The organism is Kribbella endophytica, from assembly GCF_054781295.1.
In genome coordinates this window covers 2009051-2031811 of record NZ_BAAGUR010000001.1, presented here as the reverse complement: position 1 = coordinate 2031811, position 22761 = coordinate 2009051, and the positions used below count along the sequence as shown (strand labels likewise).

Sequence of the window (22761 nt, the reverse complement as noted above, 5' to 3'; positions counted from 1 at the left end):
ACGTGCGATCCGGATCGATCGCACGTCTCGTCAGATCGGCGGGGTCGGGCTATGGTGACGTGAGCGGCACGGCCGCTGAACCCGTTGCTTGACAAGGGTTTCGGGACGATGGGGATCAGTTCCGGAACCCCGGCCAGGACATGGATCGCTACGGCAACGACCTGCGGCGATGTTCTGCGCCGTACCACCCGCACGACCTTCGTCCTTGCTCCACGCCCTCCCGGCGAGAGTCGCATGACGAAAGGACCTGTTCATGCAGAACAAGCTCGCGCGCGGCAAACTTCTCCGTGCGCTGACGGTGCTGGCCGCCGTACTGGGGCTGGTGTTCGCGGCGGTGACGCCCGCGGCGGCCTCGCACCCGAACGGACCGAAGCCGACCGTCGTACTCGTGCACGGCGCCTGGGCCGACGGCTCCAGCTGGCAGAAGATCGTCAACCGGCTGCTGGACGACGGCTACCCGGTCCGCGTACCACCGAACCCACTGCGCGGCCTCACCACGGACTCTGCGACGATCCGGAGCTTCCTGACCACGGTGTCCGGCCCGATCGTCCTGGTCGGTCACTCGTACGGCGGTGCCGTCATCACCAACGCGGCCACGGGAAACCCGAACGTGAAGGCACTCGTGTACGTCGATGCCTTCGCTCCGGCCGAAGGTGAGATCCTCTTCTCCCTGGCCGGTGCGGACTCTGCCCTGGCGGTCGATCCGGCCACCGTCTTCGACTTCGTCCCGTACCCGGGCGCGCCCGCGGGGGACGTCGATCTGTACCTGAAGCACGACACCTTCGTGACGTCGTTCACCTCCGGCGTCCCACGCCGCCAGGCCGAGCAGCTGTACCCGTCGCAACGCCCGTGGGCGCTCAGCGCCGGGACCACCGCTTCCGGTCCGCCGGCGTACACAAGCATCCCGTCCTGGTACGTGCTCGGCACCCGCGACCTGATCATCACGCCGACGGCCCAGTTGTTCATGGCCACCCGGGCCCACTCCAGGATCACCCGGGTCCCGGCTGGTCACCTCAGCCTCATCACCCAGCCTGGCCCCGTCACGAAGGTCATCGAGCAGGCCGACCGCGCCACCCGCTGACCCACTTGCGCCGCAGGTCTCCCGGAATCCGGGTGACCTGCGGTTCTCTGTCGAATCCGGGGACTCGTGTTCGACGCAGGGATGAGCAGGCTCTGGCTGAGCCGCCTGACGCGAGGAGCATCCCATGACCGCCGGCTACACCTTCGACATCTACTCCAGCCTCGACGGGTTCGCGTCGTACGACGACGCCGACTGGGGCCCGTACTGGGGCAAGCAGGGGCCTGAGTTCCTGGAGCACCGGCTTGGTCTGTACGGCGCTGGGCAGCGGATGGTGTTCGGGGGCAACACCTTTCGGCTGCTGACGGAGATGGTCGGGTCGAGCAAGGTGCCGGCCGAGGCGCTCGACCCGATCAACGCGGCGATGCGGGCGCTGCCGACCACGGTGGTCTCGTCGACGCTCGACGGGCCGCTCGATTGGCCGGATGCGAGCGTCGTGAGCGGGGACGCCGTCGAGGCGATCGCCCGGCTCAAGGCGGAGTCCGACGTACCGCTGCGGTCGAACGGGAGCATGTCGCTGAACCGGGCGCTGATGGCGGCCGGCCTGGTCGACCGGGTCCAGGTGACGGTCTTTCCGGTGCTCGCCGGGAAGACCGGGGTCGAGCCGATCTTCCAGGGGGCGGCAGACTTCGACCTCGAGCTGCTCGAGAGCCGGACGTTCGACGGGCGGATCCAGGAGCTGATCTACCGACCGACCCTGCACGGCTGAGTCCAGCTGTCTTGCTGGTGTCGCCGTACGCGCGCACACTCGGGATGGCGCTACTTCGCGTCGCAGGGCCGGATTCTGGACCTCTGGCCCACCCGTGTCCGTGGGAGGCGGCATGGACGAGTCAGGAGCTCTTCGGCGGGCGGGATGGGCGGGCGCGGCTTCCGTCGTACTGCTGGCTGTTGGGGTGACGTTGGGTGCGTTGGTCGGCGTCGACGCCCCGGGCATGTCGGATGCCACGGTCCTCGACAGGATCGAGAACGGCGGGCGGCAAGCCGCTGCTGGGGTCGGGCTGCCGGTGCTTGGCGTGGGCGTCGCGCTGCTGCTCTGGTTCGCCGTTGGGCTGCGGAGCGTGCTGGACCGGCTGTCCGGGGACGATCCGCTCGCGCATGCGGTGGTGCCGGCGGCGGCGCTGCTGGGCGGGCTGATGATCACTGGGGTTTCGCTCGACATCGCGAGCGCGGTCGCGGCCTGGTCGGACGAGTTCACCCCTGATCCGGACACTGCTCGTGCGCTCGGTACGGCGGGGGTTCTCGTCGGGCTCACCGGGATGACCGGTGGCGCCGTACTGGTTGCCGTGACGACGCGGATCGCTCAGCAGGCGCGCGCTCTGCCGAGGTGGGCCGTCTGGGCGTCGTACGCCGTGGTGGTGCTGTGTCTGACTGGCTTCTGGAGTGGGGGCATGGCCTCTGTGGCGTTCGGGCTGTGGCTCGTCGGCGCTGTGGTCGGGGTGCTGCGGACGACTTCGGAGCGGGGCGGACCGACTTCGGAGCGTTGAGGAGCGTTCGCCGGGCGCCAACGTTCATCGGGGGTCGGTTCGGTGTTCACCGGCGAGCGAGAAGTTCTGGGGTATGAGATTTTTTGTGCGCGGGCGGGGTCGGGTTGTGGTCGCGATCGGGGCGGGGGTTGTTGTGGTCGCCGCGGGGGCGGTGGTCAGTCAGGCCGGTGGGCCGCATGGTTTTCGGGTCGTGAGCGATTCGTTCTCGGGGCACGGCAAGGTGAGTGGGGATGTGCTGCGGAACGATTCCGGGGCCTCTGCTGTCGTGCGGAATTCTTCGCCGGCCAGCGGAACTGTGACCGTTGGCGCGGATGGGGCGTTCGTGTACACGCCGAAGGCTGGGTTCAAGGGGACGGACAGCTTTACGTACACGGCTACTGACGCCGTACAGGTCTTCAGGAACAGCAAGGCCGGCGGGGGTGCTTTGGCGCCGTTGGCGAAGGTTGCGGGGCCGGGTGGGAGTACTACTGAGATTTCTGGTGAGGGATATGGGTCCGCACTGGCTGCCGTACCGGGGTATTTCTACGGGCTGACCGATCGGGGGCCGAACGCTGATGCGCCCGATGGCAACAAGTCGGAGATGTTGCTCGACTTCCAGCCGCAGCTCGGGAAGTTCAAGCTTGTGGACGGGCGGGCCGAGCTGGTCTCGAAGGTTTTGCTGAAGGGGCCTCGGAGTTTGGGCGGCGTGAAGTACAGCGGCCGACCGCCGCATGACACGAGCGAAGTGATCGACGACGTCAACGCGACGAATGCCAATGGCGGTACGCCGGTTCCTGTTGCTCGCGATCCTTACGGATACGACTCCGAGGGTCTGGTGGCGTTGCGGGACGGGACGTTCTGGGTGTCGGACGAGTACGGGCCGTACGTGACGCATTTCGATGCCGACGGATACGAGATCGGGCGGCTGACGCCGTACCGGAACAGTGTGGACAACGCGGCGCACAAGATCGTCGGGTATTTGCCGGCCGAGCTGGCGAATCGCGTGAAGAACAAGGGGATGGAAGGGCTGACGGTGACGCCGGACGGCTCGACGCTCGTGGGCGTCATGCAGTCCGCGTTGCAGCAGCCGGATCTTCGGAGCGTGAAGGCTGCTTCTGTTGCGCCTGTGCGGATCGTCGCGATTGATCTGCGGACTTATCGGGCCAAGCAGTATCTGTACCTGCTGGACAACCCGGCGACTACCGGTGCTGCGATCAGTGAGATCACCGCGGTGTCCAACACTCGGTTCTTGCTGGACGAGCGGGATGGCGGGTTCGAGCCGTTCGCGCAGAAGAGCCTGAACGAGATCGACATCGAGGGCGCTACTGACGTCAGTGGGCTGACTGTTGGTGGTCAAACGCCTGAGGCTCTCGTTGGCGCTGCGCCGACCAATGCTGCGCTGGCGACGCTTACTGCCGCGGGGGTGCAGGTTGCCTTGAAGCAGCCGGCGGTCAATGTCGGCGCGTTGGTGAGTTCTTTCGACCCGACGGGCAAGTTCTTCGGTCACGACAAGGTCGAGGGCGTCGCGACAACAGACGGCGGGCGGACGCTGTACGTGTCGAACGACAACGACTTCGGGATCGACACGATCGTCGTCGATCCTTCCGGGAAGTGGACCGTCCACCAGAAGGTGCTGCCGCCCACGGGGCAGACGGACAGCGGGGAGATCCTGAAGATCGACACCACCAAGCTGCCGGCGGTGCTCAAACGGTGACGGTGACGATCCACGTTCGCTGAATGCGATCGGGCCCGTCCTCTCTCGAGAGGACGGGCCCGACGTACGCCGTACTGGTCAGGGCCTCAGCTTGCCGAAGAGCAGTCGGCTCAACAGGGCGACCAGAACGAAGGCGACAAGTCCGGCCAGGGCGATCACAGACACGACACAGGCCGCGTTGACGGCCATGGTCAGCCTGCGCGTCGTCTTCGTGAAGCCGTCGGTCAGAATCGCGAGGCTCGCGAGCGTCAGGAATCCCGCGACGGCGAAGCCCAGCACGATCCAGTGGTGGCCACCAAGAGTCGCCGTGGCGGTGAGCCGCGACGAGTGATCGAGCCACGACCCGAAGGTGTACATCCAGATGACCGCCATCAGATCGGCAGCCATCAGGGTCCACAAAGTGACGGCGGAATGAGAGGCACTGCGCGTGGCTGTGTTGTGCCGCGGCATGCGTTGCAACATGGTCACCACCTCCGGTTTTCCACGGAGACTCCAGCGCCGAAAGGTTGAGCTCGCAGCCTCGACGCTGAGGACGAGCTGTCACCTGACGGGTGCTGGTCACTGAAGACGTGAGGACCATCGATCGCTGGAAGACCAGCGTCGGAGGACTTGGACGGAGGCGCCACGAGAACGGCGTCGCTCAGGACATCGGATGGGCGATAGATCTGCCCGGACGGATCCCAAGAGCTCGCGCGTGGCTTTGAGTTCCGTCGTCTCCTCTACCATCAATCACTCGCTTCACCTTGAAGCCAGTTGAAGATCTGTAATTACAGTAGAGCGCGGTGTAGTCGAATGCAATGCCGCATACTCGCTTGAACTGAACCGTGACCTTTCGGGCAGTACGCCGTTGATCTAGTGGCAGCTCTGAGCGCCTGCAAGTGCGACTTCCGGCGCCACCGCCCGATGAGGTGTACTTCGGGTGACTTCAGGTGTAGATATGTATACGGTTACCGGACGCGCGCGCGTGTGGGCCGACAACCATCCCGGGAGTGAGTGATCTTGGCCCCTACCCCAGAGGCCGCACGACTTGCCACGAAGCTTCGCGGCCTTCGTACGTCGCATGAGCCGAAGCTGACTCAGGCGGACCTGGCGCACGCCCTGAGCCAGGAATCCTCGGTGGCCGTCGCGACCATCAGTTCCTGGGAGTCCAAGACCAACCCCAAGCCGCCACCTGCTGAACGGCTCCGCTCCTACGCGCTGTTCTTCTGCTCGGACCGATCGACAACTGCCCCGGCGTACCTCGTATCCGAAGACGACCTGACCTCGGACGAGCGAGGGCGATTTCAGGAACTCCACGAGGAGCTTGTCGCATTGCGCGATGCGGTCCATGGACCGAGCAGTGCCGGCGGATCCTCGACCAGCGAGCTCTCGACGTGGACCTTCGACAGCGATCCGATCACGATCATCTGCCCCGAGGCACCGCTGGCAGAGCGGCCTCCGATGGCGAACGAGAAGAACCCCAACTACACGCGGATGTTCCGGTACGCCGATCTGGATGCCTTGATCGAGCTGTGGGGGCACATTCGCGCTTGCAACCCGACCGCGAACGTCGTTCATCGACTGCCCTCAGAAGTTGTGGCGGATGATCTGTCCGGCCATGTTGTCGCTCTGGGGGGCGTCGGCTGGAACCGAGTCATGAGGCGATTCCTCAAGGCTTTACCCGAGATGCCGGTGTCCCAGGTCGAGCACGAGGACCTGAAGACGGGCGACATCTTTCGAACCAGCGGGGACGGCGGTCGTGACTACTGGCCGGTGTGGGACGAAGCAGGCGCCAGCGGCCGCGAGCTGCTCGAAGACGTCGCGCTGCTGGCAAGGGTGCGGAACCCTTACAACCACAGCCAAACGCTCACCATCTGCAACGGCATTCACAGTCGCGGCGTCGTAGGGGCGGTCCGTGCTCTGACCGACATCGCCGTACGGGAACGCAACGAGAGCTTCCTCGCCAGCCGTTTTCCTGGTGGAGAGTTCGCGTTGCTGCTGCGGGTGCCGGTTCTGAACAGTGAGGCGCTCTCACCCGACCTCGAGATCAACTCGAACCGGCTCTACGAGTGGTCTCCCAGCAATGAGGCGACTGTCTAATGAGCAACGGCACCAAACATGTGGCGTCGCACGCCTCACTCCTGCGCGACGTGTCGGCCTTTGCGCCGTCGCCTACGAACAGCGGGTTGGACGCGATCGTCGTACCGGCGTCGCGACCGAATCTGCAGCGGCTGATCGAACTGTCCGCGATGCTGTCGGTCCCGCTAGTGGTGCTGTGCAGCCGGCAGGCGAAGGCGGAAAGGGTCGCAGAGCGGGTTGAGCGCACCTTCGGTGCGCGGGCGCTCGTCGTCGACATCCTCGATGGGTACCAGTTGCTCGGGCATCGCCACGAGACGTCCGACGAGACCTTTCGCGAACTCAGTGCCGATCGTTCCAGTGACCTGAGTTTGAAACGCAACATCGGCCTGGTCCTCGCCCGGCTGCGTGGCTGGAAGAAGATCCTCTTCATCGACGACGACATCCAGCAGCTCAGCCCACGCGACATATCGCGTTTCTCCGGATCGTTGGATCGTCATCCGGTAGCGGCGATGGCCAGCGTCAAGTTCCCGGACAACTCGGTCGTCTGTCATGCGCGACGCCTCGCAAAGCTTCGACAGGACGTCTTTGTGAGCGGCGCCGTGCTGGGCGTCAACACGCAGCATCCGGCGGTGTCGTTCTTTCCTGATGTCTACAACGAGGACTGGTTCTTCTTCGCGAAACAGGCGGCCTCGCGCTCCCTCCCCATGATCGGGAAAGCGCAGCAGGACGAGTACGACCCCTTTGCGGACTCCGGGCGAGCTGCTCGCGAGGAGTTCGGCGACCTTCTCGCCGAAGGTCTCTACGCGTTGTTCAGCGACACGCCTGGGTGGGATCAGCTCAAGGTTGCGGCCGGCAAGGGTCATTGGCGACTCTTCAAAGAAGACCGGTACCAGATGATCGCGGAGACATCCCGTCGCCTGTCGGCCGTGGAGGACAGAACTGGGGCAGACCTGACTTCGGCCCACAAGTCTCTGCTCAGAGCAACGGAACAACTGGAACTGATCTCACCCGACCTCTGCGTGGATTTCGTCCACAGCTGGCAGATCGACCAGGAGAGTTGGCAGGCAATCATGCCAACTCGTGGATCCGTCCTCAGCGAACGCGAGGCCATGAACGAGCTCGGACTCACGCACTGGATTTCGTGTGGCTACGGCGCTGAACCGCGTCCGTCGAGACCGCGGATCCCAGCTGCTCCACCGAGCCTCATTCTTTCTTCCGATCGCGCACCGGCCAACGTTTGACGCTCGCCGGTGGTCTCGAAGCCCAAATGCTCGTAGGCCTCCCGTGCTGAAACGTTGCCGTCGAGGACCCAGATGAACCAGTCGCGCACGTCCGGCTTCAACTCGACAAGATGCCGGACCATCGCCCGGAGGACGCCTTTCTCACGGTGATCTGCATCGACCCACACCGACTCGATGTGCCGTGCGTCCGGCGGTTGCTTGGGATCCTGCACCGAGCACGCCATCCCGACAGCCTGCCGGCCGATGCGGGCGACGACCCAGAGATCACGGGTGCTCCGTTCGCGCCAGTAGGCCTCGTCGCCGGCCTTTTGGGCATCGGCCTTCGACAAAAAGGCGTCCGGGGAATCTTCGAGAGCGCGCAATCGAAGGTCCTGAAGGAGCTTCCAATCGTCATCGGTCAGCACTTCGACGTCCAAGATCTCCCCTCTCTTGGCGCAGCGGTCCTAGTCTTGGCCATCCCGAACAGACCGGCAATCGGGCACTGAGTGTCGCTCCGAACCGATGCCCCTGACACCGTCCAACTCCGCACGTCATGTGCTCTGACCTGAGGAGTTCAGGTTGGGGCGTCCTGGGTGTACACAGATGTACGGCCTCCGGACGGGTAGGCCGTGGACCGACGACCATCCGGGAGCGATCTTGGCGTCTTCAGACAAGCCGTACGACGGCTCGATCCTGGCCTTCGAGGACGGTCCGATCACGATCATCTGCCCGGAACTCCCGGTCGCAGGTCGTTCTCCGCTCGCCGAGGAAGGGAATCCCAACTACACCCGGACCTACCGCTATGCGGACCTTGATGCGCTGATCGAGCTGTGGGGGCAGATCCGTGCCTCCAACCCGGAACTGCGGGTGACGCGTCGGCTGGCGGAAGAGATTGCTCCGCAAGACCTGACCGGCCATCTGGTCGTGCTCGGCGGGATCGGATGGAATCAGGTCGCCTACCGGCTGCAGATGAGGCTGATGGATCTTCCCATCCAGCAGGTCGAGGTCTCGGATCTGAAGAACGGCGAGATCTTCCGATTGAGCGAGCCCGGCGGTCGCGAGTTCCGTCCGGTGTGGAAGGAACTCGATGACGCCAACGGGGAAGCTGTTGGCGCGAAGCAGATCGCGGCGGATCAGACTGAGGACGCCTGGCACGGCGACCGACCCCGCGAACTGGTCGAGGACGTCGCGTTCCTTGCCCGGTCGCCCAATCCGTACTCGCCGCACGGCACTCTCACCATCTGCAGCGGCGTTTACAGCCGAGGTGTGGTGGGGTCCGTCCTTGCGCTGACGGCCGATGAGGTACGCGAGCGGAACGCGGCGTACATCGCCAGCCGGTTCCCGAACGGGACATTCGCGATGCTCATGCGGGTTCCAGTGGTGAATGGCGAAGCGTGCGCACCCGACCTCGACATCCCCGCGAACCGTCTCTACGAGTGGCCAGCCAACGACGACTCCGCCGAGTAGGCCGCTGGATCACGGGACGAGCCGGAGCTGACTAACTGGATTCCCCGGGCCTAGGCGGAGTGATCTCTTCGTGGAGGGGTCCAGAAGAGCCAGGGGCCGGTGCACGGGGTGAAGTTGGTGGAGCGGTAGAAGGCGGCTGCGCTTTCGTTCAGGGCTGAGACGAAGACGACTTGGGCGCCTGCTGACTCGAGCCAGGTTAGGGCTTGGGTTAGGAGGGTTTTGCCGATTCCGGTGTTGCGGGTGGGTTCGGCTACGACCAGTTCTTCCAGTACGCCGTACGGGGTGTGGCCGTAGTTGGTGAAGGTGGCTACTGCTACGCCGACGATCTTGGTGTGGTGGGTGGCTAGGAAGGTCTCGGCTTGTTGGTGGATTTGGGGAAGGGTGAACGCGGCCTCGGGGTGGAGTTGGCGGAGGACTTCTTGGATGCCGGGCTGGTCGGTTGGGGTGGCTGGGCGGTAGGTGGTCATGGGGTCTAGTGGAACGCGATGTTGGCCGCGTGGGCATCAGGTTTAGGGTGCGGGGATGGAGGGGCGTGAGTGGTTGTTCGGGTTGGTGGATGGGGATTCTGGGCTGCGGTTGGCTGCGTTGGAGCGGCAGGCTGGGCTGGTGGAGGAGTGGTCTGAGGGGCTGCGGCGGTCTAATGCGTTGTGGTTTCAGAATGGGCAGAGTTCGGACTTTTCGCGGTCTCTGCGCAAGGCGTCGTTGTACGAGCAGGCGCTTGCGGATCAGGAAGACGCGATCGAGCAGACGGTGTACAGCGTGGCTGGGGATTTTGGTTCGGCTTGCTGGTATTCGGATCGTGACGAGACGGAGTTTGCGCCGTACGCGGTGCTGTTTCTGAGGTGGGAAGCGGAGTTTCCGGAGGAGTGGCGGGCGGGGGCGCCTTGGTCGCCTTGGGGGTTGAAGCAGCGGATTCTGCGGGGGTTCGTGAAGGTTGGGCCGTTGGGGCGGGAGCGGGAGTTGACCGACCTCTTGATGGGCGCGGTCGGGCGGCCGCAGCGGTGTGAGGATCGCCTGTACTCCGCTTTGGCGCGGCATCTTGATGGGCCGGAGTTGCGGAGTCGGCTGGCGGAGGCCGAGGCGTCAGGCGATCAGGTGGTGCGGCTGCGGGCCGGGTACGTCGGCGCGGTGCTCGACGATCGGAGCATGGCGGTGAGCCTTGCCAGCTGGAAGCGGTGGGTGGCCGCGGCTGAGGTGGCTCCCGGGCCGGAGGGGTACGACGGGCACGCGTCGATTCGTTGAGTCGGACGCGATGCGGTCCGGGTGCCTGAGGCACCCGGACCGGCGTACGGGCTAGGAGGTCACGCGGGTGCGGGCGGCTTGGCGCCAGGCTCGGGCGGACTCGTTGAGGGTGTTGTTTTTGTGGAGGTCGTAGGTGGTGAGGGCCGGGGTCGCGTCCAGCGGGCATTGGGTGGCCCATTGGCCCGATGAGTTGAGGATGCCGGCCGCGGTTTCGGGGAGGTTGGGGTTGGTGGAGACGGCGAGGCTCAGCCAGTAGTGGTTGATGGCGGCGTTGGCGGGGGCTACCGCGGCTACGGCGTCCTGGCCTTGGGAGAGGCCGCTGGTGGCGTAGGAGAGGAGGACCGCGTCGACGTCCTGGCGGACGTAGTCGATGAAGATCTCGGGGATGTGGGCGTCCATGCCGACCGCCAGGCCGAAGCGGTAGCCATCGAGTTCGAAGGTGACGGGCTTGGTGCCGGGGGCGTACATGTAGTTGAGCTTGGTGGTGGAGAGCGTGCGTTCGTCGTACCGGGTGACGAGCTTGCCGTGGTCGTCGTAGACGTAGAGGGAGTTGTGAGGGCGGGCGTCGGGCTGCTGGTGGAGGGACGCGATCGCGGTCCAGATGCCGAGTTCGGCGGAGAGGGCGGCGATGCTTGCCAGTTGCTCGTCGAGGACCTGCCACTGGGCTTTGGACCAGTCGGAGTTGCCGACCTCGTCGGGGCCGAGTTCGGACATGACGTGCTTGCTGGGGAAGCAGATCGCGCCTTCGGCGAAGTGGACAAGGCGGGCGCCGGCCTTCGCGGCCTCTCGCATAAAGGCGCGGACCTCGGCGCCGCTCTCGCGGAGGGCGTCGGCGTCGGTGGGGTCTTGGCGGACGGTCGACTGGGCGACGGCGATCCGCAAGGTGGTGTGTTCCGGCATGTCTTCTCCTGAAGGAGTGGGACGGAAGTGCCGGAGGGCAGCCGTGTAGGACTCGCCCGTTTTGGCGGCGCGGGCTCGAACCCGTCGCTTGAAGTTCCTGTGCGCTGTCATCTGGCCTTCCACGCACTCGTCCGCGATCCCCCAGCGATCCCGTCCGAGGCGGATGACCAGGACGAGCGGCCCGAGATCGTGGATCCCTTTGCCTTCTGAGGAGGACCGGGCTGGGGCCGGTCGACGAAGGTGAGGCGCGGGCCGCGCCGGACCTCCATCTTGACCGAGGCCGGCCGGGGGCGTCAAACAGCATGCGGGCTTCGGCGTGGCTGAGTAGGGTCACTGCGTCGACTGGGGAAGGTGATCGGGATGAGTGTGCCGGTGCTGATCGTGAGCGGGCCGGTGGGTGTCGGGAAGAGCTCCGTCGCGCACGAGATGTTCGACCAGCTGATCGACCGCGACATCGCCCACGCTGTCATCGATCTCGATGCTTTCGGCATCAGTTGGCCGTACGCCGAGGGCGATCCCTATAACGAGCGAACGGCGCTGCGGAACCTCGCGTCGGTGTGGGCCAACTACGCCGCGAGCGGGATCGATCGCGCGATCATCGCGCGCGTGGTCGAGGCGGACGCCGACCTGGCGGCGTACCGGGAGGCGATCCCGGGGGCTGAGATCCAGGTGTGCCGGTTGGTGGCGTCGGTCGACGTACTGACCGATCGCGTACGGCGGCGGGAGGTCGGGTCGTCGTACGAGGTGCTCGTACGACGGTCTGTTGAGCTGGCGGCGAGTCTGGATATATCGGGGCCTACAGACTTCGTGGTCGAGACGAGTGGGCGGTCGCTTGCGGATATAGCGGTGGAGGCCTTGACGAAGGCTGGGTGGATCTAGCCGTGCCTGAAGTGCTGCGGGAGGCTGCGGCTGCGGCGCCTGGTCTGGCGGGGGTCTATCTGTTCTTGGGGGCTTCGGGTGAGGTGCTCTACGTGGGGAAGGCGGGAAGCCTTCGGCAGCGGTTGGCGCAGCATGCTGCGGCGAAGGGGCCTCGGGTGGGGTTGGCGAAGAGGTATGACCTGGTACGGCGGGTGGTCTGGGAAGTTGCTGCTTCCGAGGAGGCGGCGGCTTGGCGGGAGTCGGAGCTGATCTTCGCGTTGCGGCCGCCGTACAACGCGAACACGGGGGTGCGCGGGGTCGCGGCGGTGGGGCAGGGTGCTCGGATTCCTTACGTGGTGGTGCGTGAAAGGGCCGCGGGGGTACTGCGCTTTCGGTTGGAGGCCGAGGTGTCTGGCGAGGGGCGGGCTTACGGGTGCTTTCCGCACTTGGGGAAAGGTGTGGCCTCGTCGTTGGGGATTGCTTGTAGTGATGGGTACACGGCGTTGCTTCGGTTGCTGTGGGCAAGTGGTGGTGCGGGCGAGTTGATGCCTGGGGCAATTACCCGGTCGGCGCCGGAGGAGTTCTCGGTGGTGGTCGACGACGCGTTGCGGTCCGCGCTGCACGGGTTCCTGAGCGGTGCTCGGGCGAAGCTGGTCGACGAGTTGTTGCTGGGGGCAAGGTGGCGGCCGGCGTTCATGATGCCGGCGCTGCGGCGGGATCGAGAGTTGGCGTTGCGGTTCTTCGCGGGCGGGCCGAGGTTGGTGCGGGAGCGGCGGCTTCGGCACGGCGTACGGGGACGGGTGCTGGAGGCGGAGACCTACCGGCGGCTGGTGCGCGAGGAGATCACGCCGGTGATCACGGGCTGAGTGGGAACTACTCGACCCAGCGCCACCAGGCGGACTCACCGTCGATGTGGAGGAGGTACTCGGCGACGGGAGTGCCGTCGGGAGATTCCAGGGTGAGGGTGGCGCGGATCTGCGCGGAGGCTTCGGCCCAGGCTTCTTCGTTGCTCTCGAGCTCGGCGAAGAGGTGTTTGACCTCGTCGAAGGCGGGAGTGGGCTCGACGTGGGCCTGGAGCCAGGGGTAGTCGGCGCCGATGACGACGAGGTCGGCGACCAACTCGTCGCCGCGCTTGAGGTGCCAGATCTGGGTGCGGTCTTCCACGGGATCGAGCCTAGACGCTGCCGGAGTGTGCGCGCGGGTAGGTTTTGAGGCATGGCGCGGCGACTTGGAGCGGGACAGACGGCTGAGGTTCACGTGGTGGATGTGCGGACGGGGGTGAGTCGCCTCGTCTTCGCTTCCGCGGAAGTGCTGGTGGAGGCGCCGAACTGGTCGCCGGACGGGAAGTCGCTGGTGCTCAACGGGGACGGGGTGTTGTTCCGGCTGCCGGTCGAGGGTGGGGAGTTGGAGGAGATCCCGCTCGGGGGTGTGCCGGCGATCAACAACGACCACGTGATCAGTCCGGACGGGGAGACCTACTACGTTTCCGCGGAGGACGGGCATTTGTACGCCGTCACCGCCGGCGTTGCTCGGCGCGTGAGCAATGAGCGGGGCGAGGGGTTTCGGTATTACCTGCACGGGGTTTCGCCTGACGGATCGACGTTGGCCTACATCGGGATGGACAGCGCGCGGAACACCAACGTGTGGACGATTCCGGCGGCCGGCGGGGACGACGTACCGGTGACGAACGACGAATTCGCGGACGACGGCGCGGAGTTCGGGCCGGACGGGGAATGGATCTACTTCAACTCGGAGCGGGCTTCGGCGAATGCGCAGCTGTTCCGGATCTCCGGAGAAACCATCGAGCAGTTGACCCACGACGAGCGCGTGAACTGGTTCCCGCACCCGGCGCCGGACGGGTCGGCGATCGCGTACGTGAGTTTCCCGCCGGGGACGGTCGGGCATCCGGCGGACGTCGAGGACGTGCGGGTCCGGTTGCTCGAGAACGGGGAGATTCGCGAGATCGCGACGGTGTTCGGCGGGCAGGGCACGATGAACGTGCCGAGCTGGTCGCCGGACAGCAGGTTCTTCGCGTACGTCGCCTACCCGGTCCGATAACTCCTTCGCGGACGGCGCCGGCCGAGTTGTAGGTTCGCCGCATGGTGTCGGTGGAGCGGGTTTCGGCGGAGCATGCGGACGCGCTGCTGCGGTTCGAGCTGGAGAACCGGGCGTACTTCGCGAAGGTGATCTCGGACCGCGGGGACGCGTACTTCGCGGAGTTCGCCGCCCGGCACGCGGCGGTGCTGGCGATGCAGGAGGCCGGCACCGACCACTTCCACGTGCTGGTCGACGACGGACGGATCGTCGGCCGGGTCAACCTGGTGAACATCGTCGACGGTTCGGCCGAGCTCGGCTACCGGATCGCGGAGTCGGCCGCCGGGCGCGGGCTCGCGACGTGGGGTGTGCGCGAGGTCCTCGGTACGCCGTACGGACTGCGCCAGATCACCGCCCGTACGACGGTCGACAACGTCGCGTCGCAGAAGATCCTGGCCAAGGTCGGCTTCGTCCGCACCGGCGAAGTCGAGATCACCGGCCAACCCGGCTACACCTACGTCCTGCCGACGGTGCCTGTGGATGAGCTGCAGCGCCCGGGGTCGGCGAGCGGTTAATCTGAGGACATGACTGCGCAGCCGGTTCAGGGCCCCGGGGACGACCCCGCGGAGATCCTGCGTGTGCTGCCGCAGCGCTGGCACGAGCAGTTCCTGACCGAGTACCACCAGGCGCTGGATGCGGCGCACGAGGTCTGGCGGTTTCGCCAGCTGCGCGACGTACTGCACCTGTGGCAGCTGAGGGCGGTCGCCTACTCGCAACCGGACTTCGACGAGGCGGCAGCCGCCGCCCGAGAGAGCCGCGACGACGAGTTCGTTCCCGCCGACCAAGTCCTACCAGGCTGGCCTGACCGGCCGTGACCTATCGCGTGGAGTTCCACGCGACCGCACTTGCTCAGCTCAATGGCCTCCCGACGGAGGCTTTCGACGCCTTGGTGCGGCGCGCTACCGAGCTTGTTTCCGCCCCGTGGGACAGCCTGTCGTTGAGCCCCGATGAGCCGGCCTTTCGGCAGACCACCTTCCATTCGTTCGGGCTGCTCTCCTTCTACCTCGACACAGATCGGGAGCTGCTCCGGATCTTCGATGTGACCTGGGTGGGATGACCTGCCTCCGGCTGACGGAGCGTGGTGTTATTGGTGCTATGGGTGTGTTGGACGAGGTGCTGATGAAGGCGTTTGCTCGGCCGGAGGGGGCTGCTGGGCGGGTTGGTGGGTGGGTGATGGCCCGGGCCAACGGGGCGACTGAGAAGTATCTGGTGGGGATGGCGGGGCTGCACGGCAAGGAGCAGGTGGTCGTGCTCGGGCCGGGGCCTGGGATCGGGTTGCGGGCGGCTGCTCGGTACGCCGGGGTGGTGGTGGGGGTGGATCCCTCCGAGGAGATGCTGCTGGTGGCGAAGCGGCGGTGCCGGGAGCTGGTGGAGAGCGGGAAGGTCGAGCTGATTCACGGGGAGGCGGCGGACACGCATCGGCCGGATCGGTCAGCGAGTGTGGTGCTGTCGGTGAACAACGTGCAGTTGTGGCCGGATCGGGTCGCGGGGCTGACCGAGATCAAGAGAATCCTGAAGCCGGGCGGGCGGGTGCTGATCTCGGTGCACGAGCGGTGGGCGCCGAAAGGACTCGCCGAGGAGGTGGCCGCCCAAGGCTTCGAAGACGTGGTGAGCAAGACGTGGCAGCCGCCGACGCGGACCGCAGGGCGCACGTTGATCGTCAAGGGTCACACGAGCAGCTCGGCCAGCTGATCGGCCAGGTCGATGCCCACGCGAGGCTGGCGATGCAGGCGTTCCCACAGGGCTGAGCTGACGGCTCGGGCCTGGGTCGCGCGGCGGGACAGGTCGAGGTCGACCTCGGCGGCCTCACTGTAGGTCGCGAGGCGGCGCAGTACGCCGGCGGACAGGTCGTCGGAGATCTCGTCGATCCGGTCGCGGACGATCGTCGCCGCATCGAAGGCGGCACTGCCGGCCAGGCCCTTCGGGTCGATGACGAGCCACGGTTCGCGCTCGGCGCGCAGGATGTTGGCGAAGTGCAGGTCCCCGTGCAGCATCGTGTCGGTGGCATCGTCCGCGAAGGCGGAGATGGTTTCCAACGCCGCATCGATCAGGCGAGTCGGCAACGGATGGCCAAGGTGCTTGCTCTGGGCAAGCATCTGACGGGACCAGCCGGGCAGCGTGGAAGTCAGGCGCGGGATCTCCGGAGGAGCCGGTACGGCGAGCCGCCGGGCCAACTCACCAGCCACCACCCACGGATCTTCGGTTGCCGAGGACAACGTCTCCCCCGACACCCGTTCCAGCAGCAGCGCGAAGTCCGCGTCGTCCCGCTCGAGCAAACGCACCGACCCCGAGCCCGACCACACGGCCAGGGCGGTTGATTCGTAGCGATTGCCCGGATGGGGGAACGAGAGCTTCAGCACGACAGGATCTCCGTCGCGCTCGGCCGGGACGATCAGCGCGACCTGGCCATGGACCACAGGCCCGGTCGGCGTACAGCGCCATCGCCCGAGGTGGTGCTCGATCAGGCCGGGGAGCTGTTCGATCCAGGTCCGGCCGGGAGCACCCTCTCGGGCGATGGTCTGCTCGGCGAAAGCGGCGGGAATCACCCGCACAACCTATGCGGCGGCCGCGGCCTCCGTCAGTTGCTCGGCGGTGGGCTGGATCTGCGGCGTGACCAGCGTGACGAGCACGTTGGCGACGGCGAAGAACGCGGCGATCAGCATCCCGCGCTGGAAACCCTCGACGAGTGCCTGCTGCTGGGCGACGCCGGAAGCCAGAGCGTCCGTCGTACGGGTGATGGACAGCGTGGTGACGATGGCCAGCCCGAGCGCGCCGCCGACCTGGTACATCGTGGTGACCGCACCGGAGGCAGCGCCGGCCTCGTGGTGCTCGACCTCGGAGACCGCCGCGATCTGAGCCGGTACGGCGACGCCGATGATGCCGAGCCCGAAGAGGATGAAGCCGGGCAGCAGTTCAGCGGAGTATGCGCCGCCGGCATCCGCACGGGACAGCAGGACCAGCGCAGCGAGGCTGAGCACCGAACCACCGAGCTGGACCGTCCGCGTCCCGACCTTCTGGACCAACTGCGATGCCGCAACAGCCCCGGCGACGGCTGCGAAGCCCATCGGCAGGAAGTGCACGCCTGCCTGCAGAGCAGAGTCGCCGCGGACCTGCTGCAGGTAGATCGCGGTCAGGAAGAACATCGACAGGAAGCCCGCGCCGTTCAGCGCCAGCGAAACGCTCGAGACGCTCAGAGCGCGCGACCGGAACAGCCGCAGCGGCACCAGCGGCGCCTTCGAGCGGGACTCCACCAGCACGAAGGCCCCAAGCAGCACCACTCCCCCGATCAAGAACCCGAGCACCTCGAAGGATCCCCAACCACGAGGCTCGGCGCGGACCACGGCGTACACGATCGCCAGCAGACCACCCGTGCCCAGTACGGCGCCTGCCGTGTCGAAACCGCGCGGCCGGTCCTCGTTGTGACGCATGTCCGGCACGAAGACCGGGATCAGCGCGACCAGCGCGAGCACGATCGGCACGTTGACGAAGAACACCCACTGCCAGCTGAGCGAATCGACCAGTACGCCGCCGGCGACGACGCCGAGGGTGCCGCCGAGTCCGGCCAGGCCGCCCCAGACGCCCATCGCGATGTTGCGTTCCCGGCCGTGCGCGAAGGTCATCGTGAGGATCGCCAGCGCTGCCGGCGAGAGCAGGGCGCCACCGAGTCCTTGGACCGCGCGGGCACCGATCAGGAACTCGGGCGTCGTGGCCAGGCCGCCGATCAGCGAGGTGACGCCGAACAGCAGGAGCCCGGCGATGAAGACCCGGCGGGGGCCGAGCAGGTCGGCCATCCGGCCGCCGAGCAGCAGGAAGCCGCCGAAGAGCAAGGTGTACGCGCTGATGACCCACTGCAGGGTCTCGGCCGAGAAGCCGAGGTCGGCCTGGATGTCGGGCAGCGCGACATTCACGATCGTCACGTCGAGCACCACGATGAACTGCGCCAGGGCCAGCACCGCCAGGGTGGCCCAGGGACTGCGTTGCTTCACAACTACCTCACAGGAGTCTACGTCGTATGTATACGCTGTACGCTGACGTCGTACACGCTAGGTCTACGGTGTAAACTTGTCAACATGCCCACCCTCACGAAGCGGCTCGACCCCACCCAGGTCGTCGACAGCGCGCTGGAGCTCGCCGACACCGAGGGCCTGGACGCGGTCACTCTCCGACGGCTCGCGCAGCTGCACGAGGTGACGCCGATGGCGCTCTACCGGCACTTCGCCGACAAGAACGACCTGCTCAACGCGCTCGGCGACCGCCTGCTGGCCAACATCGAGTTGCCGGAGCGGTCGGACCAGCCGTGGGACCGGCGGCTGCACCAGATGCTGACCGCGTTCGTCGACGCGCTGCGGCCGCACCCGCGCGTGGCCGGACTGACCCTGGGCCGGATCCTGATCGCCGAGCCCGGCCTGGAGCTGGCCGAGCGGACGATGGAGCTGCTGGTCGAGGGCGGTTTCGACACCGACTACGCCGCCGAGGTCGGCCGCCAGTCGATCTGCTCGCTGATCACCCTGGTCACGACCGAGCCCGGCTCCGGCGAGGACCCCGAGCCGGTCGCCCGCGAGCAGGCCCTGCGACTCAAGCGCGCGGCGCTCAGCGCTCTCGACCCCAAGCGCTACCCGCTGATCACCAGTGCCGCGGACACACTGATCTGCCCGACCTCCACCGACCAGTACTACGCCCTCGGCGTCGACCTGGTCGTGGCCGGCATCCGAGGTGTCCGCGGGGCATGACCGTCAGCATCCTGACCTACCTCGAGCAGACCAGCCCGTACGACGTACGCCCGGCCAAGGACGGCACGGCCGAGGTACGCCGCGTAGAAGAGGTCTCCCCCGAGTTCGCCCGCTACTTCTACAGCTCGGTCGGCGGCGACTGGCACTGGACCGAGAAGCTCAAGTGGGACTGGGCCCGCTGGATCGAGCACCTGACCAGACCGGCCTTCGAGACCTGGGTCGCGTACGCCGGCGGCGTACCGGCCGGCTACATCACTCTGAAGGGCGAGGGCACCGAGGTCGAGGTGGAGAACTTCGGACTCCTTCCCAGCTTCATCGGCCGGGGCATCGGCGGGCACCTGCTCACCGTGGGACTCCAGCAGGCCTGGACCTTCCCGGAGCGGCACCCGGAGCTCGGCAAGGTCACCCGCGTCTGGCTGCACACCAACACGCTCGACGGGCCCAACGCACTCGCCAACTACAAGGCGCGCGGCCTACGGCCCTATAAGACCGAGACGGAAGAGCGCCCGGACGCCGACGGCCCGCCGCCTGGTCCGTGGCCCGGGGCTAACCGTCCAGCTGCTCTTTGAGGTCGCCCAGCTGATCAGCAAAGCCGGCCGCCTCGATCTGCTCGACCACAGCTGCCGCCGGGCCGCCGGTGCGGATCAGCAGCTCGGCCAGGTAGAGCAGCACCGGCAGGCGCTCCTCGTCAGTGGCGTCGTCATGCCTGCGAAGGGCCGTCTCGAGAATGCGGATCCCCGCCGTCTCCTCGCCGCGCGTGTCGGCCTGGCGGGCGGCGTTCAGTAGCGCCCGCTCGAACCGGCCGCCGGTCTCGGCCTCCTCGACGACCGAGCTGATCCGCAGCCAGTTGCCGGCCGGGTCGATGAGCGAGAAGCCCCCACCAGCGCCCTGCTTGCGGCGTGGTCGGGTGACCCGCGGCAGACCGGCGATCGGCAGCTTCCCGTACGCCGTACGCAGGCCGGCCGCGAACTCGTCGTACAGGGCCTGGGTGTCGGGGACGGCGACGATCACGCTGAATAGGGAGTTCTCCACGTCGTACTCGGGCAGGCCGAAGAACTGCAGGTCGAAGCCGTCGCCGCGGGTCACGCCCAGGCACGGGTACGGGCGGTCCTGGCGGTAGGTCAGCCCGAAGCCGAGCGCCTCGTAGAACGGCAGCACGTCGTCGAGGGCGCGGCAGGGCAGCAGCGGGATCGTCCGGACGGTCATGCCGCACACCGTACCGTACGCCGTACGGCTCAGTAAGGCTTCGGCCGGTCGGGCGACACGAGGTGACCCGGGGACTACGCTCCGAAGGGTCGTCAGACCATCACACGGGAGGTTCCTTATGGCGGGCAAGTTCGAGCTGTACGAGGACAAGTCGGGCGAGTTCCGGTTCCGGCTCAAGGCCGGCAACGGCGAGGTGATCGCGACCAGCAGCGAGAGCTACAAGACCAAGGCCTCGGCGCTGAACGGGATCGAGTCGATCAAGAAGAACGCCGGCGACGCGCAGGTCGACGACCAGACCTCCTGACCCAGCAGCAACCGACGGCGGCAGGGGCTCATCGAGTCCCTGCCGCCGGTCTGTCTAGAGGCCCTGCTCGTGGACGACCTCGCGGACCTCCACCCCGAGGCCCTCGATCCCGGCGTCCGGGATCATCGCGGCCAGCTCCTCGGCCCGCTCGCGCGACGCGCAGTCCAGCAGGTAGTAGCCGGCCAGGAACTCCTTCGCCTCGACGAACGGTCCGTCGGTCACGGCCGGGACGCCGTCGCGCACCTTGACCACCGACGACTTGGCCGGCTCGGCCAGCGCCACGGTGCTGTGGAACTCGCCGGACTCCTGCACGGTCGCCAGGAACTTCTCGTGCCCGCTGAAGACCGCCTGCTGCTCGGCCTCGGTCAGCGCGCTCAGCACGTCGGGGTTGATGTTGAGGACTACCAGGTACTTCACGAGTGTCTCCTCCGGTTCCGGCTCCCGGAGTGGGAACCGCTCGACTTCAGTACGGAGCCGCCTCGCCCGTCTTGACATGCTACGAACTCTGGCGGCCACGCTGATGCTTGTGGCACGGTGAAGTCTCGGAAAGCCGGTTTGCTGGGGGAGCCGCGAACGGCTTTGGGGGATTTCTGATGCGTCGCGCCGTCTTGTCCTGTCTCGTACTCGTCGCCGCGCTGCTGGTCTCGACCAGTCCGGCGCAGGCCGCCACGATCACCGTCACCACCGCCGCCGACGTCGTCAACGGCGCCGACGGGCTCACCTCACTGCGGGAAGCGGTCAGTGCGGCGAACGCGGCCGCGACTCCCACCACGATCACGCTCGCCGCCTCCACGTCGTACGGGCTGAATCTGTGCGGCGACAACGACACGAACGTCTCCGGCGACCTGGACAGCACGTCGGCGCAGCCGCTCACCATCGACGGCAACGCGTCGACGATCGACCAGAACTGCGCCGGCGAGCGAGTGCTCGACGCACTGGACTCGGACGGCTCAATCGCCTTGCAGGCGGTCACTTTGACTGGTGGTGACGACGTCGACGGCGCTGCACTGCGCCACAACGGCGACGCCTCGCTCAACGACTCCGCTGCGACCGGCAACAACGCCGGGACGGGCAGAGTGCTCGCCAGCTCGCTCGGCGGCGGAGTACTCGACCTGACCGACTCCAGCGTCAGCGACAACACCGGTACGGGCGTGGCACTGTCTCTGGGCACAGTGCACCTCACCGGTACGACGGTCGCGAACAACACCGGTCGCGGAGTCGGTCTGACCGACGGAGCGCTCACGGTGACCGGTTCGACGATCAGCGACAACGGCGGCGACGGCGTACGGACTACTGGGCAGGGCTCCGGTCTGTTCACTCTTACTAATACGACGGTGGACAACAACGGCGGCACCGGAGTCATCTGCTCGGCCTGCGGCGACCTCACTGTCACTGGCTCGACCATCACCGGCAACCACCCGGCGGGGACGAGTCAGGGCGGCGGAGTGCAGGTGCTGTTCGACCAGGACGCGCCGGCTGACCAGCCGGTCGTCACGGTGACCGAGTCGACGATCTCCGGCAACACCCGGACCGGCGCGGGCGGCGGCATCAGCACCGGCATCATCGAGAACACCGGCGGGCCTCCCCCGGCGCAGATCCACGTCGTCCGCTCGACCATCAGCGGCAACACCGCGTCGGGTGTCGCAGACAGCCAGGGCGGCGGCATCTCCGCGGTCACGGGCGAGGTCCGCGTCGACAACTCGACCGTGACGGGCAACAGCGCGGACGCCGCGGGCGGTGGGATCTACACGCTCAACCACGACGTCTACCTGCGCCACGCGACGGTCTCGTCCAACACGGCGGGCGGTGTCGGGCGCAACGTGGCCACCAACGCGGGGCTGCACACCTTCGGCTCGATCGTGGCCGGAGGTACTGGCGCCGGCGACTGCGCGATCGAGCTGGCGACTGCTTCTACTGGCTACAACCTGGACGGCGACGGCACCTGCTCACTGGCGGGCGTCGGAGACCAGAGCAACGCCGGCAGCCCGCAGCTGGGCGCACTGGCCGACAACGGCGGACCCACTCACACCATGCTGCCGCTGGCAGCGAGTCCGGCGAACGGACTGGTCCCAGCAGCCGCGTGCACTGTACTTACTACGGACCAGCGCGGCATCGCTCGACCACAGGGCACCAACTGCGAAGCCGGTGCGGCAGAGCTCGCCGAAGCACCTCCTGGTCCCAGCTGCACCCAGACCGGGACGAACGGCAGCGACCTGCTGATCGGTACGTCGGGCAACGACGTGCTGTGCGGTCTCAAGGGCGACGACCTGCTGCTCGGCGGAGGCGGCAAGGACATCCTGTACGGCGGCAAGGGCAAGGACATCCTGATCGGCGGGCCGGGCAAGGACGTGCTCGACGGCGGACCGGGCAAGGACTTCTGCCTGGGGATCGGGGACACGCTGATCTCCTGCTAGACAAGGTAGTTTC

28 protein-coding genes are annotated in these 22761 nt (G+C 66.9%); 19 read left to right on the top strand and 9 right to left on the bottom strand.

Translation table 11 applies throughout. From position 1 onward, the window contains the following. Nucleotides 1-253: 253 nt before the first annotated feature. From ACYVIO_RS09715 to ACYVIO_RS09700, 4 genes are all read left to right on the top strand, one after another. The gene (locus ACYVIO_RS09715) at nucleotides 254-1081 is read left to right on the top strand and encodes an alpha/beta fold hydrolase (protein ID WP_460650333.1); all 828 of its coding nucleotides are present in this window, start codon (nucleotides 254-256) and stop codon (nucleotides 1079-1081) included. A 124-nt stretch (nucleotides 1082-1205) separates the two neighbouring features. Further along, nucleotides 1206-1787: a dihydrofolate reductase family protein gene (locus tag ACYVIO_RS09710; protein ID WP_460650332.1), complete on the top strand. Its 582-nt coding sequence runs from the start codon at nucleotides 1206-1208 to the stop codon at nucleotides 1785-1787. A 112-nt stretch (nucleotides 1788-1899) separates the two neighbouring features. Next, nucleotides 1900-2562, top strand: a complete 663-nt coding sequence (locus ACYVIO_RS09705; RefSeq protein ID WP_460650331.1) for a hypothetical protein — start codon at nucleotides 1900-1902, stop codon at nucleotides 2560-2562. 190 nt (nucleotides 2563-2752) lie between these two features. Next, nucleotides 2753-4255, top strand: a complete 1503-nt coding sequence (locus tag ACYVIO_RS09700; RefSeq protein ID WP_460650330.1) for an esterase-like activity of phytase family protein — start codon at nucleotides 2753-2755, stop codon at nucleotides 4253-4255. 78 nt (nucleotides 4256-4333) lie between these two features. Here ACYVIO_RS09700 and ACYVIO_RS09695 read toward each other — a convergent pair whose 3' ends face one another. Further along, the gene (locus ACYVIO_RS09695) at nucleotides 4334-4726 is read right to left on the bottom strand and encodes a hypothetical protein (protein ID WP_460650329.1); all 393 of its coding nucleotides are present in this window, start codon (nucleotides 4724-4726) and stop codon (nucleotides 4334-4336) included. A gap of 645 nt (nucleotides 4727-5371) precedes the next feature. Here ACYVIO_RS09695 and ACYVIO_RS09690 point away from each other — a divergent pair. Together ACYVIO_RS09690 and ACYVIO_RS09685 are read left to right on the top strand one after the other, a co-directional pair. Next, complete coding sequence (locus ACYVIO_RS09690) at nucleotides 5372-6334, top strand: hypothetical protein (protein WP_460650328.1); 963 nt, start codon at nucleotides 5372-5374, stop codon at nucleotides 6332-6334. Then, entirely contained in the window at nucleotides 6334-7554 is a 1221-nt protein-coding gene (locus tag ACYVIO_RS09685) for a hypothetical protein (protein WP_460650327.1), read from the top strand. The genes ACYVIO_RS09690 and ACYVIO_RS09685 overlap by 1 nt, the downstream gene beginning before the upstream one ends. On the opposite strand, the gene ACYVIO_RS09680 is transcribed toward ACYVIO_RS09685, so the two are convergent. Further along, nucleotides 7461-7970 carry a GNAT family N-acetyltransferase gene (locus tag ACYVIO_RS09680; RefSeq protein WP_460650326.1) on the bottom strand — a complete coding sequence of 170 codons (510 nt, stop codon included), beginning with the start codon at nucleotides 7968-7970 and terminating at the stop codon, nucleotides 7461-7463. The genes ACYVIO_RS09685 and ACYVIO_RS09680 overlap by 94 nt on opposite strands. A gap of 220 nt (nucleotides 7971-8190) precedes the next feature. Here ACYVIO_RS09680 and ACYVIO_RS09675 point away from each other — a divergent pair, with 220 nt between their 5' ends. Further along, a complete protein-coding gene (locus ACYVIO_RS09675; RefSeq protein ID WP_460650325.1) occupies nucleotides 8191-9000 on the top strand; it encodes a hypothetical protein in 810 nt (269 codons plus the stop codon). Between the two features lie 50 nt (nucleotides 9001-9050). Here the strand turns inward: ACYVIO_RS09675 and ACYVIO_RS09670 are convergent, their stop codons facing one another. Continuing rightward, nucleotides 9051-9467: a GNAT family N-acetyltransferase gene (locus ACYVIO_RS09670; RefSeq protein WP_460650324.1), complete on the bottom strand. Its 417-nt coding sequence runs from the start codon at nucleotides 9465-9467 to the stop codon at nucleotides 9051-9053. 55 nt (nucleotides 9468-9522) lie between these two features. Between ACYVIO_RS09670 and ACYVIO_RS09665 the strand changes: the two genes are divergently transcribed. Beyond that, nucleotides 9523-10242: a hypothetical protein gene (locus ACYVIO_RS09665; protein ID WP_460650323.1), complete on the top strand. Its 720-nt coding sequence runs from the start codon at nucleotides 9523-9525 to the stop codon at nucleotides 10240-10242. A gap of 51 nt (nucleotides 10243-10293) precedes the next feature. On the opposite strand, the gene ACYVIO_RS09660 is transcribed toward ACYVIO_RS09665, so the two are convergent. Beyond that, nucleotides 10294-11142 carry a carbon-nitrogen hydrolase family protein gene (locus ACYVIO_RS09660; RefSeq protein WP_460650322.1) on the bottom strand — a complete coding sequence of 283 codons (849 nt, stop codon included), beginning with the start codon at nucleotides 11140-11142 and terminating at the stop codon, nucleotides 10294-10296. 360 nt (nucleotides 11143-11502) lie between these two features. Between ACYVIO_RS09660 and ACYVIO_RS09655 the strand changes: the two genes are divergently transcribed. Further along, nucleotides 11503-12021 (top strand): nucleoside/nucleotide kinase family protein, encoded by a 519-nt coding sequence (locus ACYVIO_RS09655; protein ID WP_460650321.1) that lies wholly within the window; start codon nucleotides 11503-11505, stop codon nucleotides 12019-12021. A 2-nt stretch (nucleotides 12022-12023) separates the two neighbouring features. After that, nucleotides 12024-12866, top strand: coding sequence for a nucleotide excision repair endonuclease (locus ACYVIO_RS09650; protein WP_460650320.1), 843 nt, complete (start codon nucleotides 12024-12026; stop codon nucleotides 12864-12866). Between the two features lie 7 nt (nucleotides 12867-12873). Here the strand turns inward: ACYVIO_RS09650 and ACYVIO_RS09645 are convergent, their stop codons facing one another. Then, on the bottom strand, nucleotides 12874-13164 hold the full coding sequence (locus ACYVIO_RS09645) for a hypothetical protein (RefSeq protein WP_460650319.1): 291 nt from the start codon (nucleotides 13162-13164) through the stop codon (nucleotides 12874-12876). Between the two features lie 96 nt (nucleotides 13165-13260). Here ACYVIO_RS09645 and ACYVIO_RS09640 point away from each other — a divergent pair, with 96 nt between their 5' ends. Genes ACYVIO_RS09640 through ACYVIO_RS09620 form a run of 5 tightly spaced genes read left to right on the top strand, consistent with a single transcriptional unit; the run spans nucleotide 13261 to nucleotide 15786 of the window. Then, the gene (locus tag ACYVIO_RS09640) at nucleotides 13261-14058 is read left to right on the top strand and encodes a TolB family protein (protein WP_460650318.1); all 798 of its coding nucleotides are present in this window, start codon (nucleotides 13261-13263) and stop codon (nucleotides 14056-14058) included. Between the two features lie 41 nt (nucleotides 14059-14099). Further along, the gene (locus ACYVIO_RS09635; RefSeq protein WP_460650317.1) at nucleotides 14100-14609 is read left to right on the top strand and encodes a GNAT family N-acetyltransferase; all 510 of its coding nucleotides are present in this window, start codon (nucleotides 14100-14102) and stop codon (nucleotides 14607-14609) included. Nucleotides 14610-14618: 9 nt separating this feature from the next. Then, nucleotides 14619-14909 (top strand): DUF6247 family protein, encoded by a 291-nt coding sequence (locus tag ACYVIO_RS09630; protein ID WP_460650316.1) that lies wholly within the window; start codon nucleotides 14619-14621, stop codon nucleotides 14907-14909. Further along, the gene (locus tag ACYVIO_RS09625) at nucleotides 14906-15151 is read left to right on the top strand and encodes a type II toxin-antitoxin system RelE family toxin (protein ID WP_460650315.1); all 246 of its coding nucleotides are present in this window, start codon (nucleotides 14906-14908) and stop codon (nucleotides 15149-15151) included. Before ACYVIO_RS09630 ends, ACYVIO_RS09625 begins: the two co-directional genes overlap by 4 nt. 38 nt (nucleotides 15152-15189) lie before the next feature. Further along, the gene (locus ACYVIO_RS09620) at nucleotides 15190-15786 is read left to right on the top strand and encodes a class I SAM-dependent methyltransferase (protein WP_460650314.1); all 597 of its coding nucleotides are present in this window, start codon (nucleotides 15190-15192) and stop codon (nucleotides 15784-15786) included. On the opposite strand, the gene ACYVIO_RS09615 is transcribed toward ACYVIO_RS09620, so the two are convergent. Both ACYVIO_RS09615 and ACYVIO_RS09610 read right to left on the bottom strand, forming a co-directional pair. After that, nucleotides 15762-16640, bottom strand: a complete 879-nt coding sequence (locus ACYVIO_RS09615; RefSeq protein ID WP_460650313.1) for an aminoglycoside phosphotransferase family protein — start codon at nucleotides 16638-16640, stop codon at nucleotides 15762-15764. The genes ACYVIO_RS09620 and ACYVIO_RS09615 overlap by 25 nt on opposite strands. A 9-nt stretch (nucleotides 16641-16649) precedes the next feature. Further along, a complete protein-coding gene (locus ACYVIO_RS09610; RefSeq protein ID WP_460650312.1) occupies nucleotides 16650-18080 on the bottom strand; it encodes an MFS transporter in 1431 nt (476 codons plus the stop codon). Between the two features lie 84 nt (nucleotides 18081-18164). On the opposite strand from ACYVIO_RS09610, the gene ACYVIO_RS09605 reads away from it, so the two are divergent. Both ACYVIO_RS09605 and ACYVIO_RS09600 read left to right on the top strand, forming a co-directional pair. Beyond that, on the top strand, nucleotides 18165-18824 hold the full coding sequence (locus ACYVIO_RS09605) for a TetR/AcrR family transcriptional regulator (protein WP_460650311.1): 660 nt from the start codon (nucleotides 18165-18167) through the stop codon (nucleotides 18822-18824). After that, nucleotides 18821-19393, top strand: a complete 573-nt coding sequence (locus ACYVIO_RS09600; RefSeq protein ID WP_460650310.1) for a GNAT family N-acetyltransferase — start codon at nucleotides 18821-18823, stop codon at nucleotides 19391-19393. Before ACYVIO_RS09605 ends, ACYVIO_RS09600 begins: the two co-directional genes overlap by 4 nt. Here ACYVIO_RS09600 and ACYVIO_RS09595 read toward each other — a convergent pair. Continuing rightward, nucleotides 19371-20030, bottom strand: coding sequence for a VOC family protein (locus tag ACYVIO_RS09595; protein ID WP_460650309.1), 660 nt, complete (start codon nucleotides 20028-20030; stop codon nucleotides 19371-19373). The two genes, ACYVIO_RS09600 and ACYVIO_RS09595, sit on opposite strands and share 23 nt — an antisense overlap. Before the next feature lie 118 nt (nucleotides 20031-20148). Between ACYVIO_RS09595 and ACYVIO_RS09590 the strand changes: the two genes are divergently transcribed. After that, nucleotides 20149-20334: a YegP family protein gene (locus ACYVIO_RS09590; protein ID WP_363667998.1), complete on the top strand. Its 186-nt coding sequence runs from the start codon at nucleotides 20149-20151 to the stop codon at nucleotides 20332-20334. A 54-nt stretch (nucleotides 20335-20388) separates the two neighbouring features. Here the strand turns inward: ACYVIO_RS09590 and ACYVIO_RS09585 are convergent, their stop codons facing one another. Continuing rightward, nucleotides 20389-20751: a YciI family protein gene (locus tag ACYVIO_RS09585; protein ID WP_460650308.1), complete on the bottom strand. Its 363-nt coding sequence runs from the start codon at nucleotides 20749-20751 to the stop codon at nucleotides 20389-20391. Nucleotides 20752-20927: 176 nt separating this feature from the next. On the opposite strand from ACYVIO_RS09585, the gene ACYVIO_RS09580 reads away from it, so the two are divergent. Further along, on the top strand, nucleotides 20928-22748 hold the full coding sequence (locus ACYVIO_RS09580) for a choice-of-anchor Q domain-containing protein (protein WP_460650307.1): 1821 nt from the start codon (nucleotides 20928-20930) through the stop codon (nucleotides 22746-22748). The last annotated feature ends 13 nt before the right edge of the window (nucleotides 22749-22761 follow it).